Annotated in this window: 10 protein-coding genes; 5 read left to right on the forward strand and 5 right to left on the reverse strand. The window is 70.1% G+C overall.

Annotated elements, in window-relative coordinates:
* Positions 1-328: 328 nt before the first annotated feature.
* Both ACFXDJ_RS31515 and ACFXDJ_RS31520 read right to left on the reverse strand, forming a co-directional pair.
* Positions 329-4903, reverse strand: coding sequence for an AAA family ATPase (locus tag ACFXDJ_RS31515; protein ID WP_384851038.1), 4575 nt, complete (start codon positions 4901-4903; stop codon positions 329-331).
* Between the two features lie 54 nt (positions 4904-4957).
* Positions 4958-6496 (reverse strand): hypothetical protein, encoded by a 1539-nt coding sequence (locus ACFXDJ_RS31520; RefSeq protein WP_384660836.1) that lies wholly within the window; start codon positions 6494-6496, stop codon positions 4958-4960.
* Between the two features lie 685 nt (positions 6497-7181).
* Between ACFXDJ_RS31520 and ACFXDJ_RS31525 the strand changes: the two genes are divergently transcribed.
* Positions 7182-7724 carry an SUKH-4 family immunity protein gene (locus ACFXDJ_RS31525; RefSeq protein ID WP_384660839.1) on the forward strand — a complete coding sequence of 181 codons (543 nt, stop codon included), beginning with the start codon at positions 7182-7184 and terminating at the stop codon, positions 7722-7724.
* Positions 7725-7977: 253 nt separating this feature from the next.
* Here ACFXDJ_RS31525 and ACFXDJ_RS31530 read toward each other — a convergent pair whose 3' ends face one another.
* Complete coding sequence (locus ACFXDJ_RS31530) at positions 7978-8616, reverse strand: NADPH-dependent F420 reductase (protein ID WP_384660841.1); 639 nt, start codon at positions 8614-8616, stop codon at positions 7978-7980.
* A gap of 107 nt (positions 8617-8723) precedes the next feature.
* On the opposite strand from ACFXDJ_RS31530, the gene ACFXDJ_RS31535 reads away from it, so the two are divergent.
* Together ACFXDJ_RS31535 and ACFXDJ_RS31540 are read left to right on the forward strand one after the other, a co-directional pair.
* Complete coding sequence (locus tag ACFXDJ_RS31535) at positions 8724-9110, forward strand: winged helix-turn-helix transcriptional regulator (RefSeq protein WP_384660843.1); 387 nt, start codon at positions 8724-8726, stop codon at positions 9108-9110.
* Between the two features lie 37 nt (positions 9111-9147).
* Complete coding sequence (locus ACFXDJ_RS31540) at positions 9148-9303, forward strand: hypothetical protein (RefSeq protein WP_384660846.1); 156 nt, start codon at positions 9148-9150, stop codon at positions 9301-9303.
* 106 nt (positions 9304-9409) lie between these two features.
* Here the strand turns inward: ACFXDJ_RS31540 and ACFXDJ_RS31545 are convergent, their stop codons facing one another.
* Together ACFXDJ_RS31545 and ACFXDJ_RS31550 are read right to left on the reverse strand one after the other, a co-directional pair.
* Entirely contained in the window at positions 9410-10321 is a 912-nt protein-coding gene (locus tag ACFXDJ_RS31545; protein WP_384660849.1) for a hypothetical protein, read from the reverse strand.
* The gene (locus tag ACFXDJ_RS31550; RefSeq protein ID WP_384660852.1) at positions 10318-10650 is read right to left on the reverse strand and encodes a hypothetical protein; all 333 of its coding nucleotides are present in this window, start codon (positions 10648-10650) and stop codon (positions 10318-10320) included. The genes ACFXDJ_RS31545 and ACFXDJ_RS31550 overlap by 4 nt, the downstream gene beginning before the upstream one ends.
* Positions 10651-11023: 373 nt before the next feature.
* On the opposite strand from ACFXDJ_RS31550, the gene ACFXDJ_RS31555 reads away from it, so the two are divergent.
* Together ACFXDJ_RS31555 and ACFXDJ_RS31560 are read left to right on the forward strand one after the other, a co-directional pair.
* Positions 11024-11404, forward strand: coding sequence for a hypothetical protein (locus ACFXDJ_RS31555; RefSeq protein WP_384660857.1), 381 nt, complete (start codon positions 11024-11026; stop codon positions 11402-11404).
* Positions 11401-12138, forward strand: coding sequence for an AAA family ATPase (locus ACFXDJ_RS31560; RefSeq protein WP_384660855.1), 738 nt, complete (start codon positions 11401-11403; stop codon positions 12136-12138). Before ACFXDJ_RS31555 ends, ACFXDJ_RS31560 begins: the two co-directional genes overlap by 4 nt.
* Positions 12139-13189: the final 1051 nt, after the last annotated feature.

The raw sequence follows: 13189 nt of genomic DNA on the forward strand, positions 1-13189 counted from the left end.
GGGAGGGGGCACCGTCCCTGGTATCAAGAAGACGATTCTCTCGGTCATGGAGCCGACCCCCTCCGAACGAAGCCCACACGGTCCACTGAACCTGTCGCACACCGTCGCTGAGCCGCAGCATCCAGGAACCGGTCACGCTTCCTGACCGGGCGGGTGCCGACCTGCACGAGCCGAGAGATCTCCCCTCCGCCCGCCCAACGCCTCCATGACACAGGACCGCAGGAGCGCCTGCAAGAGGCCCCCGAGCCATTCCGCCCCCGGCGACGGTGCACTGAAGGAGGTGCCTGCAGTCCCGGCTCCCGATGACCTTTAGGTACTGTCCTGGCGATCAAGCTGTGTCGTCGGGTACGGACGAAATGTCGATGGTGAAGTAGCCCGATAGGGTGCCTGCGACGAGCAGGCCGTGGTGTTCCGTCAGCGCATGAACTTCGTCTGCCAGAGGAAGGGCGTGGCATGTCCGTGTGCGCGGGTTCCAGATCCGCACCGTCTTGTCGTAGCCGGCGGTGGCGAGGCGGGGGGTGCCGTCAGATGCGGTGAACGCCACTATCGCGTCCACCCAGTTGGTGTGGCCGGTAAGAGGTCCGCCGTCCTGGGTGCCGGTGGCGGGGTCCAGTATCCGCACCGTCTTGTCGTAGCCGGTGGTGGCGAGTCGGGGGGTGCCGTCAGGTGCGGTGAACGCCGCCAGCGCCTGCACTTGGTCGGTGTGGCCGGTGAGGTGCTCGCCTTCTTGGGTGCCGGTGGCGGGGTCCAATATCCGCACCGTCTTGTCGTGGCCGGTGGTGGCGAGGCGGGGGGTGCCGTCGGGAGCGGTGAACACCGCCATCGACCACACCCCGCCGGTGTGGCCGGTGAGGTGCTCACCCACCTGGGTGCCGGTGGCTGGGTTCCAGATCCGTACCGTCCTGTCCTGGCCGGTGGTGGCGAGGCGGGGGGTGCCGTCAGGTGCGGTGAACACCACCACCGCCTGCACTTGGTTGGTGTGTCCGGTGAGGTGTTCGCCTTCTTGGGTGCCGGTGGCGGGGTTCCAGATCCGCACCGTCTTGTCGTAGCCGGTGATGGCGAGGCGGGGCGTGCCGTCGGCGGAGGTGAACGCCACTACTGCGCTTGCCCGGTTGGCGTGGCCAATGCTCACCGGAGTGCCGGTGGTCGGGTTCCAGATCCGCACCGTCTTGTCGTGGCCGGTGGTGGCGAGGCGGGGGGTGCCGTCGGCGGAGGTGAACGCCACTACTGCGCTCACCTCGCCGGTGGGGTGCTCGCCTTGCTGGGTGCTGGTGGCCGGGTTCCAGATCCGCACCGTCCTGTCGTGGCCGGCAGCGGCGAGGCGGGGGGTGCCGTCAGGTGCGGTGAACACCGCCAGCGCCCTCACCATGCCGGTGGATCCGGTGAGAGGCTCGCCTTCTTGGGTGCCGGTGGCTGGGTTCCAGATCCGCACCGTCTCGTCGAGGCCGGTAGTGGCGAGGCGGGGGGTGCCGTCGGGAGCGGTGAACACCGCCCCCGCTTCCAGCTCGTGGGTGTGGCCGGTGAGAGGCTCGCCTTCTTGGGTGCCGGTGGCCGGGTTCCAGATCCGCACCGCCGCGTCTCTACCTCCGGTGGCGAGGCGGGGGGTGCCGTCGGGAGCGGTGAACGCCATTACTACTCCCAGCTCGTGGGTGTGGCCGGTGAGGAGTTCGCCTTCTTGGGTGCCGGTGGTCGGGTTCCAGATCCGCACCGTCTTGTCGGTGCTGGTGGTGGCGAGGCGGGGGGTGCCGTCGGGAGCGGTGAACACCGCCATCGACACCACCGCATTGGTGTGGCCGGTGAGGTGCTCGCCTTCTTGGGTGCCGGTGGCGGGCGTCTGCGACGGAGTCCGGCGGCCCCACCAGAACGGTGAGAAGTGGCTCCGCCAAGCGTTCGACTGCCGGGCCGGTAGGTAGCCCGCGCACAAGCGTAGCCAGCGAGAAGAGGCCGTCAGGGGCCCGGATGACATGTCGGCTGCCCGTTCGAGAGATGGGGCCACCTCCTGCTGTTCCCCCGGGGCCGGTAAACCCCGTCCAAGACAGGCGGGGTTCCAGATCCGCACCGTCCCGTCGTTGTCGCCTGTGGCGAGGCGGGGGGTGCCGTCGGGAGCGGTGAACACCGCCATCGACATCACCGTGCTGAAGTGGCCGGTGAGAGGCTCGCCTTCTTGGGTGCCGGTGGCCGGGTTCCAGATCCGCACCGTCTTGTCGCTGCCAGCGGTGGCCAGACGGGGGGTGCCGTCGGGAGCGGTGAACACCGCTACTGCCCACACCCAGCTGGTGTGGCCGGTGAGGGGCTCGCCCACCTGGGTGCCGGTGGCCGGGTTCCAGATCCGCACCGTCTTGTCGCTGCCAGCGGTGGCGAGGCGGGGGGTGCCGTCGGGAGCGGTGAACACCGTCATCGACCACACCCCGCCGTCGGTGTGGCCGGCGAGTTGCAGGTGGAGTTGGCGTGGTTGGACTGACCCGGCGATCAGGACGGGAGGCCATGGGCCGGGGTTGCGGGGATGGATTTCGGCGGGGGGCGGGGTGCCTTGGACGTAGATGGTGCCGAGTCGCCGCCACCAGCGGCGCCATTCGATGGCGGTGCCGGTCTGCCGTCCGGGGACGGTGTGGCGGGCGTCGTGCTGGTGGAGGACGGTTCCGGCGATGGCGGGTGGGAGGTCGTTCGGGGTGAGGCTGTGGTGGAGGACGCTGGTGGTGACACTGGTGAGATCGAGTGTGTCGAGGACGTCGGGGTGGTCGGCGAGGGTGTTCAGGGCCCCGGCCCTGTGGCCGAGGCGGGCGTGGGCGGCGAGGTGGTGGCGGATGTAGGGGCTGATGTCCGGGGGCTGCGACGTAACGCCGGGTGTGTCCTGACCCTGGCGGGCGTGGCGGGCGTGGCGGGCCAGGGCGGCGGTGATGTTGGAGTGGGCCTGATCGGTGTCGGGGCCGGTGGTGAAGTGTTCGGTGAAGGTGCGGTGAGCGAGGCGGTAGACGCTCTGCCCGTGCTCGTGATCGAGGGCGAGGTAGGGGGCGGCGTCGCGGAGCAGACCGGAGATGCTGCCGCCGGTGGCGGCGGTGTCGGGCGCGACGGCGTCGGCGATGCAGGTCCAGATCCCGTCCTGGTCTGGCAGGCCGCGGCCCTGGGTGAGGCCGAGGGCCTTCAGGAGAGGTCCGTAGTGGGAGCTGGCGCGGTGGAGACGCTCCAGGGCGCGGGTGAAGAGTTGACGGTGGGTGCGTCCGATGAGGGGGGCGGGGTCGGTGATCAGGTGGGGATCGTTGAGGAGTTCGTGGGCGGCGAGGCGGGCGTAGAGGAACTGCTGCGGCTCGGAGCCGTCCTGCTGGTGGTCGGTGACGAGGCGGCGGACGGCCTCGTCGATGAGGCTGTAGTCGGCGTGCAGGGTACCTCGGTGCTTGGCTGCGTGGAGTTTGGCGCGGAGGTATCCGGCGATGGCGTCCTGGTCCCGGGACACCTCCACGTCCGGCGATCCGCCTGTGGCCGGGCCATGCGGGGCGTTGGGGCGGGGGCGGAGGGTGCCGAGGAGGTTCGTGTCGTCGGTGGCGGGGTGGTCGGGGCCTTCACGGGTGGAGCGGCGAGTGCCGATGATCAGGCGGACCGTCGGGAGGGCGGCGAGGGGGCGCAGGAGCTGGTCGGCGATGACGAGGGGTTGTTCGGCTTCGTCGAGTGCGTCGAAGAGCAGGGTCAGCGGTTCGTGCCGGTCGCGGAGTCGTTCGAGGAGCCGAGCGGCGAGGTCGGCGGAGGGTTGGCCGTCGGCCGCTTGCAGGGCAAGGTCGGGCAGGTCCGCTGCCTGGGCGGCGAGTTGGAGGGTCCGGGCGAGGGTGAGGCCGGAGAGGTGGATGACGAGGTCGAACGGGTCGTCCGGACAGGGAACTTCGGCGGGTAGGGATTGGAGGTGGCCGTGGCGGATCAGGAGATCGCGCAGGCGGGTGTTGGTGTGGAGGAGGATGTGGCCGAGGAGGGCTGACTTGCCGGAGCCGGCGGGGCCGGTGACGACGAGGGCGCCGCGAGTGGCGGTGGTCAGCCAGTGGAGGATCTGGTCGCGCTCCTTGACGCGGCCGTGGAAGTACCAGGCGAGCTCGCCGAGTTCGGCGCCAGATGCCTTCGAGAGGAAGTGGCGCTGCTCGTCGGTAGGCAGTTGGTCGATGACGGCCTGGAGTTCGGCGAGCTGGTCCAAGGGCGCGGAGACGGCGGCGGCCACGTCGGGCAGTGTACGAACGAGCTGGTCGCGGCGGTCAGTTCTGTCGCCGCGGAAGCCGTGGAGGTTGTCGGAGAGTTCGAAGCCGAGCTCGGCGAGATGGATGGTGGACCGTCCGCGGAAGGTGACGGTCAGGACATGGCGGAGGGCGTCGGTGAAGGCGCCGAGTTCGGCGTAGCCCCTGGCGGCGGTGGACAGCAGCAAGTAGCGGCCGGCATCGCGGTACTTCCTGCCGAGGAGGATGCGATGCACCTCGCGGGCGAAGTCCTGGGAGAAACAGGCGTCGACGACGACGATCGCCCAACTGTCCTCGTTGTCGGGGTGGACTTGGCGGCTGCCTATGGCATGGGCGACTTCTTCCGGGGAGACACCGTCGTCGATGGGGGTGTGGGTGTGGTGGTGGGCGAGGTGGTCGGCGCTGCCGTGGCCGACCCAGTAGAGCACCGTGTTGCCGCCGGGTACGGTGGGCTGCTTCCAGGCGCCGAGCCGCTTCTCGACCATCTGCCGGTCCCGTTCCTCCGCCGCCACGGTCCATGGGGTGATGCGGACGCCGTAGGGGGCGAGCAGGTCGGCGATCGCCTGTACGTGCCGGTCGGTGTCCAGATCCTCGTGGTGCTGATAGGCGGTGAAGTTGACCGGGAACAGCTCGACCCCGCCGCCCTCGGGAGGCGGTCCGGCTGTGCGGTGGCCGGTGCCATCGGCAGGCATGGGGCGGGGCGGGGGGCCGTCCGCTGCGTGGAGTGTGGTCATGAGCGGGTGGCCTCAGGCGTCGGGCGTGGTGACGAGGACGAGCTGGGTGATCGGCACGTGGCCGCCGGTGTCCAAGGTCACCCGGTACAGGTCGGGAGCCTCCGCGGTGAACCGGGCCGACAGGGCCCCGTCGGTACGGTCCGGGTTGCAGCGGAGGGTGAGGGGGTGGCCGGGGCGGCCGGTGGTGGCCGAGCGGACGCTCAGGTTCACGCCGGCCGGGGTGTCGAGGCCGGTGACCGTGAGGGTGAGCGGGGTGCCAACGGTCCCGCCGAGGTGGGGGGTTTCCAGCCCCGGCCCGGCACCGGTGCCGTTACCGCTGAGGTGGGGGCCTTGGGGGCGTTCCAGGGCGATGCGGCGGATCTGGCGCAGGACTTCGTCGTGGCGCATGAGCGTGCCGTGCTGGCCGAACACGTAGGTGACCGCGCCGGTGCCGGCCTGGGCGGAGGGAATGTGGACGGTGCCGTCGCCGGAGGCGTCGTGGCGGGCAGGGATGCCGGTGGCCGGGTCGCGGACGAGGTCGCCCTCGTCGCCCACGTCGAAGGCGTGCCCGCGGCCCACGGCGACCGCCGGCCCCGCGCGCCGCTGCTCTTCCAGGGTCTGCACGGTCGTCTGGGCCTCGCCGACGACCGCCCTGTGCCCCGGCAGCACGAACCCGCTTTCGCGGTGGCGCGCGTGCTCTCCCAGCGAGCGTGCGGCCAGGTCCTGGTTGCCGCCGAACCGGGCGACATCGCCCGGGGTGAGGCGCTCGACGTCCAGGCCCAGGTCCAGGCAGCGGTAGCCGGGCAGCAGGTCGTGGACGCCGGGGAGGGTCGCCGCCATCGCCTGTACCCGCCGCAGCAGCCACTTCGGCCCGGCCTCGGCGTTCAGGAGGTTGAGCGCGAGGACGGCCTTCGCCGAGCCGAGGAACGGCGTCCCGACGGTGACCACGGCCCGGGTGTCGGCAGCGAGTTCCGGGTCCTGCTCAAGTGCGGCCCGTACCACCAGCCCGCCCATCGAGTGCGCCACGAACAGCAGCCGCGGCCGCGGCCCGCCCGCCGCCCGCCACCCGGGTACGGCCGACACCCGCTCCCGCCACCGCGTCAGGTGCGCGCGGGCCGCGCGGGCCAGCAGGGCGCCGTTGTAGGAGACCGCGAGCCGCCAGTCGTAGGGGAACGACGCCACCGCCTCCGGCTCCAGCGCGACCTTTTGCAGGGCTTCGACCACCTTGCCGTAGGGGTCGAGGCCTTCGAAGACGGGCAGCCACCACGGCTTGGCCAGAAGCCCGGTCGCCCGGATACGGGCCAGCGGCACCCGCCGGGCGGTGCCGGCATCGGCGGCCTGCTCCTGCGCGTTCGCGTGCAGGGCGCCGAGGAGTCCCTCGCCGGTCAACGGGTTGGTGAGTGTCGCGAGGTCGGAACCCCACAGGGCGCGGCCCGTCGCGGCGTCCTCAAGGACGCTGCCCATGACGCCCGGCACCACCACGCACGCGTCGAGGGTCCGGTCGTCGAACACCGGCGGCATACCCGCGTACGGCACCCCGCGCCCGAACCCGGTATCCCCTACAGTCCCCATGCCACCCGACGATAGACAAACGCAGCCACCCGCGTACGGGCTTCACCGAAGGAGAAGCCCCTGCCAGCGGATCGTCCGCGAGCGCGACGAGAGCGACGGTGAAGTGCCGACGAACGTCCTCCGCCCGCCCGGCGAACACCCGCAACCAGCCACGGACCGTGCCCTCCGCCAGGCCAAGGACAGCAGCGACCCGGCGGTGCCCCATACCCAACGCCGCTATCTCCAGCCCGGCCCCGATCACCTCGGCCGCATCCGCCCGCCGCGGCCAAAACGCCTCCGCCAGCAGCACGTGCGTGACCTTGCAGCCCGGGCAACGAGTACGGCGCGGCCGCAGTAACAACCGGGCCCCCAGATCGCCCCGGATCTCCCGGGGCCTGCCATGCCCCCCACGGCGCCAGGACCGCCCCGCATGACGGACAGCTCAGCCGGCCTTGCCGCAACTGCCGTTCCACCAGCAGGACGTCGTTGTCGACGATCAGCACCCTGGCAGCCTCCGCAGAGCACGATGTGCTCGGCTCCGAGCACGACGAAGTACCGAGAGCCTGCCCAAACACCAAACGATCATGTTGCTCAGGACGAACTCACGTGCACCTGCCACGTATCCGGTCGAAGGGGTGCGGATCAGGTGTCGGTCCTGGTCAGTAGAGTCGCGGTGACCGCTCACGCCATCGGAAGGATCTTCACATTGCTGACCTATGACGATCTGGTCGAATGGGCGGGTGAAGAGAACGTCACGCGGGCCGACGCCGCCTGCGTCGCGGGCTGGCAGGTCCCCGAAGACCAGACAGCCCTGCTGGTGAGCATCGGCATCCCCATCACGGACAACCTCATCGAGGCAGCGGCGTTCCAGACGGAGACGGCCCCACGACTGCTGACCCGAGACGGTAAGCGGCTGTACCAACTGACCGAGAACCGCCACGGAGACCTGGTCCCCGACCTGCTGTGGACGTTCGGAGTCGAGCCCGTGACCGGCACGGTCTACTACGTCCTGCCGGACGGCGAAGCCTGGTTCGCCAACTCCTCCATCGCCCTGTGGCTCCAATGTCTGCACCACTACGGCCGGCACGTAAGCCAGTCCGAGATCCTCAACGACCCCGACGAGGATGAGGACGGGGCACTCGCCGAGCTCAGCCAACTCGCGGCCGAGCTCAAGCAGATCGACCCGCCCGCGTTCGACGGGTACAACGGCTTCATCTGGGCGGAATTCCTCGACCGATGGCTCTGGTAGCCGTTCGTCGCACCTCGACGACCTCGTTCCTGTCCACGGTGTCGTCGCACACGAAGAAACAGCCCGGCCCCAGACACGAGTACAGCTCGTGTGCAACGGGAGTGTCGCCGTCACCCCTCTTCATCACCACGCAGAGCGTCGTCTAACAACTGCCTGCCCTGCTCTGTTAGTCCGCAGGCTTGTGGGCGGTTCTCTGGGGGAGCACAGGTCTACGCGTGCCCCAGCGCCCGTTGGCTTGTGCTCGTCCAGGTGACTAGTCGTCGGTGGCCCCTGGGGCGAGGGCGGGGGTGGGGAAGGCGAAGCGGGTCTCGCCGCCCTGCCACCACACGCCGATGGCGAGGACGGCGGTGGCTTCGAGGAGCGTTGCCCGGTCGAGGCCGCCGCAGGGGAGCGGAGTGCAGCCCATGCCGGTGATGAGCGCGGTGGTGACTCGTACGGCTTCGGGGGAGTCGGTGCAGAAGGGCACGGCGAGTGGGGCGCCCTCGAAGGAGGGTTTGTCCATGGTCCAGATGCTCTCGTGGACGAGGCCGAACACCTTGACGAGGTGGGCGCCGGGGGCGGCCTCGGCCAGCCGGTGGGCGCCGTGGTCGGTCAGGACGGGGCCGGCTTCCCCCCTCGCCATCGGGACGGTGCAGTCGAGCAGGACCCGCCCGGTGAGGTCGAGTGGTCCGACCACGTCGGCCGCTACGTCGGCGGGTACGGCGGCTAGAACGGCTTCGCCGTGGGCGGCGGCCTCGGCGAGTGTGCCGTGGCCGGCGGCGCCGATCAGCTGGGCGGTGCGGGCGGCCGCGGCGGTGTCCCGGCCGCCGATGTGCACGGCGTGGCCCGCCCGTACCCAGGCGCCGCCGAGCGCGGTGGCCAATGAGCCGGTGCCGAGAATTCCTATACGCATGACTGCGCCTCCAAGTCCGTGGATTGGTGGGGTGGTGTTCCCGGTCTTGAAGCTACGCACCCCGATACACACCACACGGTGTGCATCGGGAGGGCAGGATTGAGGTCATGGAACCTGACATCGAACCGGAGCTGGAAGGTGACGACTTCGCGGCGGACTGCCGGGCGCGGGTCGCCTTCGAGGTCCTCGCGAACCGCTGGGACAGCGTGATCGTCTTCATCCTCGGCGAGGGCGGCCCGATGCGGCCGCGGGATCTGCTGGCACGGATCGGGGGAATCAGCCCGAAGGTGCTGAACGAGGCATTGCGGCGACTGGAGTTCAACGGCCTGGTGGAGCGCCAGGTTTATGCGGAAGCCCCGCCGCGCGTGGACTACACCCTGACGGAGGCGGGCGCCGCCCTCCTGACCCCGATCCGCGCGATGGGCGCCTGGGCCGGCCGCTACGCGGACGACGTCCTGGCCGCCCAAGACCGCTCCACCGCCGCCGGGCGGTAACTGCGGCCGCCGACTGGCCTTCACGGACGCCTACAAGGTGCTCGCGCCCAAGCGCATCGAGCAGTTGGTCCAGGAGGACCCTGCCGCAGTCCTGGACCAGGCCGAGGCCATCGAGGCGGAGCTCATCAAGGTGCAGCGGCGCGTAGATGCCGCCAAGAAGGCAGCCCGCAAGGCCATCGGCGCCGAAGCCTAACCCCGGCCGTAGAACCAGAGACCCCCCGCACCCTGACGTGTAGGGGGCTCTGTCTGGCGGGTATCGCGTGGCATTCAGCGGGCGAAGCCCACTCAGCTCGCCCTAGTCAGAGGCTCTTGCGCGCAAAATCCAGGAGCGTCCTCGTGGTGCGCTCGCGGTCATGGTCTCCGAGGTTGCGGTAGAGGTTGGCGGCCTGTGTGTGGGTGGTGATGGCTTCCTCGAACCGCCGCACCTGCCGCAGAGCGAGGCCGAGGTAGTTCAGCGTCGTGCCCTCGCCGTGGAGGTCACCGAGGCCCCGGTAGATGGACAGGGTGTCGGTGGTGAGGGTGATTAAGTCGTCGAAGTAGCGGCGGTAGTCGAGGTACTGGGCGAGGGCATAGGTGAGGGAGGTCGTGGTGGTGGGGTGGCCGAGGGCCGGTGCGGCGGTCCCGATAGTGATCAGGTTGGTGTGTTCGGCGTCCAGCCATCGGAGCGCGGAGGCACGGTCCGGGAAGTCGGGCGCGCGGACACCAGGGAGGGTGTCCAAGTGGGTCGTGGCGGCTTGGGCAGTTTCAAGGTAGTAGGTGAACAGGCGGATGTGGGCGGTGTCGCGTTGGTCGGAGGTGGCGTGGGTGTGGCCGTGTTCGTCGGCGTAGAGGCGGACCAGGTCGTGCAGGCGCCAGCGGCCCCAGGCCGCTGCGGGTTCGATCAGGTGGGCTTCGGCGAGGTGCTGCAGGAGTTCCTCTGCCTGGTCGGGGCCGGTGTCGGCGAGGTGCGCGGTGGCGTCGGTGGAGAGGTCGGGGCCGGGGTTCAGAGGTAGCAGCCGAAAAACCCGGGCCTCTTCGGGGGTGAGGTGCCGGTAGGACAAATCGAAGGCGGCGCGTACGGCACGGTCGGGGCCGGCGAGTTTGTCCAGCCGGCTGTGTCCGGCCTGCAGCGCGGCGGCCAAGGACGCGGCGGGTCGGGTGGGGGCGGCGGCCAGGACCGCCGCGGCGATGCGCAGCGCGAGCGGGAGGCACGCGCACAGCCGGACGATCACAGTGGCCGCTTCGGCATCGTCGGTGAAGCGGGTGTCCTCGGTGCCGCGGGCATGGCGCAGCGCCTGGTCGAGTACGGCGACGGAGGCGGCTTCGTCGAGGGGGTGTCGAGGTCGTGGAGGCGGGCGTCGAGGCCGTCGAGGGCGTGACGGGAGGTGACCAGGGTCGTTGTGATGCCGTCCGTGGGCAGCAGCGGGCCGGCCTGGCCGGTAGTGGAGGCGTTGGTGACGACCACTAGGACGCGCCGACCCTCGCGGGCGTAGGTGGCCAGCACGCTGCGGTACAGCCGTTGCCGTTCCTCCAGGCTGTTGGGGATGTGCTTGCCGGGCATGCCCAGGGCGCGCAGGAGCCCTTCCAGGGCCCGTTCCGGGGAGAGGCGGCGTTCGGGGGGTCATAGTCGGCGAGGTCGGTGAACAGCACCCCGCCGGGGAACCAGCCCGGCCGGGTGAGGGCCTGGGTGGCGGTCTGGACGGCGAGCTCGGTCTTGCCGATGCCCGCCAGCCCCGACACCGCGCTCACCAGAACCACGCGCTGCCCACCCGCACCCCCGGCGGCAGGGGCCAGATCCGTCAGCAACTGCTCGACGTGCCCGTCGCGGCCGGTGAAGGCAGAGGCCGGGGAGCCACGGGGTGCGCTGGCGGGGCCGGGACTACTTGGGCGCGTGGATGGCCGGGCAGGCTGGGCGCGGCGTTCGGATCCGGCACATGCCTCACCATGATCACGAGATCGAGGTCTGTGACCCGGCCGGCCGCCACCTGGGCACCGCCCACCTTGCGGACGCCGCCACCCCGGAACAGCTCGACGAGCTGCGCCGCACTCGCACCGTGCGGGCCCGCTGCCTGCGCGAGGAGGCCAAGAAGGCGGAGGTCCTGCGTCGGCAGCGCTTCGCCCCGGCCACCGCTCCCACGCCCGCGCAGCGCCTGGGCGCCGTCACAGCGGCCGAAGCAGACCAGGAATTCACGACGGCCGGCGGCAGCGACATGGCCGCCCTGGCGCTGCCCGACCTCATCCCGCCCGCCCCACCGCCCGACGACTGGAACACCCCAGCCTCCCTGCGCCCCGCCACCCGAGACGAGAAGCGATGACGAGTCAGCTGCCGCCGCGGGAGACGGACCACTACACCCGGCTCGCGGACGCCGCGGTCGTCACGACCCGGGCGCTCCTGGCAGCCCGGGAGAACATCACGGACAGGATCGATGCCAGGGCGATGATGTGCCTCCATGGCCCGGCTGACGTGGGCAAGACCCTCGCCGTGAACGTCTGCCGGATCGCCTTCCGGGCCCGTCCCACCGCTCGCGCGGTGCGGCATGAGCTCTTTGTCGCGCTCGGTCTGCCGGGTGAACCTCCGCGTCACCCGTCCGAGTTCGATCGGCTGCTTCTGGACTCGCTGACTGCGCAGCCGCGTACGCTGGTCGTGGACGAAGCCCAGTGGCTTAATCGAGAGACGTTCGAATACTTCCGGTACATCTGGGATCACCCGTACTCGCAGATCGCCATTGTCTTCGCCGGCGGCGAGGGAGCACACGCGGTGTTGCGGAAGGAGCCGATGCTCTCCTCTCGCATCTTCATCTGGCAGCACGTCACCAAGCTCACCCTGGGGGAAGTTCAGCAGGTCATCCCGCTCTACCACCCAGTCTGGGCACAGACCGATCCCGCGGACATCGCTTTCGCCGACCGCCACGCGGCTCACGGCAACTTCCGTAACTGGGCCCGGCTAACAGCCCACACTCTGACCGCGCTCGAACGGACAGGCCGCGACCACCCTGACCAGGAGGTGCTGTGCTGGGCGTTCAGCAGACTGGGTACCGGGCGGGGCTGATGCCCAGGTACCTGCGGCACCCAGACCACAGGTGTCCAGCTGGTGCGGCACTTGGACCGGATTCCTAAATCTATCTGGATAGAAGAATGAACCATCCGCAGCAGGGGGAGTCTTCAGGCGGAGACGCCCGCCTCTCCTCCTGTGTTGTGCGCGTAGAGGACCGTGTCTGCGCTCCTCCTTGGGGAGGAGTGTGGTCTTTGGTTGCGCCTGTTTGGATTGCAGTTGGAGGGTGGAGGCCGACGGGGGTGGCGCGTGCTGGGTTTCTTGCTGGAGCTCGTTTCTGGCGGTCTGCTGACGTGGGGTCATGAGAGGCGCAGGGCCAGGAGGAAGGCTCGGAGTTTCACGGCAGGGGCGGAGGTGGGTTTTGTTGCCTGTGTCCTTGGTGACCGACCGTACTGCCGGGATGAGGCGTTGGTCTTCCTCTGGGCTATGGGTTCCACGCTTCATGCCTCGCCGACGGAGTTCAGGGACCTTCATCGAAGTCCACTTCCCGCAGCGAGGTGGGAGCTGGTTCGGGTCCGGTCGAGAGGCCGTACGGATTCCCGGTTGGTGCAGCACGGCTGGCAGGTGGCCGAGTGCCGAGATGCTGATGCTGTGGTGTTGATCGGGTGTGCCCCGGCTTCGATGCGGTATCTGACAGCCGTTTTGAACGCCCAGGGCGTCAGCTAGAGAGACCGCGGCACGGGAGTGAAGCCGAAGGCCGGGCGAGTGAAGAGGCAGCACCCCACCTAGACGGGCGGGCTCGCCCAACGGGCCGGATCCCGTGAAACGGGGTCACCTCCCGCGCGGAGCGCGGGAGCTCTGAGACCGGCAAAGCCTGCCTGCTCTGGTGGAGCGCAGCGGAGCCAGAGCCAGTCCGGAGCGAAGCGGAGAGCCGGGCCCGTAGGGCCCCGGCCGAGCGCAGCGAGGCCTTTCAGTCCTAGGCGCGCAGCGCCTAGGAACCCGAAGCGAAGCGGAGGGTTCTACCTGCCCCGAAGGGGCAGGCCCCGGCGCGAAGCGCCGGGTGGCCCTCCCCAGCGCTGTCTCTTGGACACAAAAACGAGCCCACGCG

This window comes from Streptomyces sp. NPDC059443, assembly GCF_042750105.1.
Lineage (GTDB): Bacteria > Actinomycetota > Actinomycetes > Streptomycetales > Streptomycetaceae > Streptomyces.

Coding starts and splice junctions, on each gene's coding strand:
- ACFXDJ_RS31515 (WP_384851038.1), bottom strand. CDS start 4,903: ATGCCTGCCGATGGCACCGGCCACCGCACAGCCGGACCGCCTCCCGAG.
- ACFXDJ_RS31520 (WP_384660836.1), bottom strand. CDS start 6,496: ATGGGGACTGTAGGGGATACCGGGTTCGGGCGCGGGGTGCCGTACGCG.
- ACFXDJ_RS31530 (WP_384660841.1), bottom strand. CDS start 8,616: ATGCGTATAGGAATTCTCGGCACCGGCTCATTGGCCACCGCGCTCGGC.
- ACFXDJ_RS31535 (WP_384660843.1), top strand. CDS start 8,724: ATGGAACCTGACATCGAACCGGAGCTGGAAGGTGACGACTTCGCGGCG.
- ACFXDJ_RS31550 (WP_384660852.1), bottom strand. CDS start 10,650: ATGCCCGGCAAGCACATCCCCAACAGCCTGGAGGAACGGCAACGGCTG.
- ACFXDJ_RS31555 (WP_384660857.1), top strand. CDS start 11,024: ATGCCTCACCATGATCACGAGATCGAGGTCTGTGACCCGGCCGGCCGC.
- ACFXDJ_RS31560 (WP_384660855.1), top strand. CDS start 11,401: ATGACGAGTCAGCTGCCGCCGCGGGAGACGGACCACTACACCCGGCTC.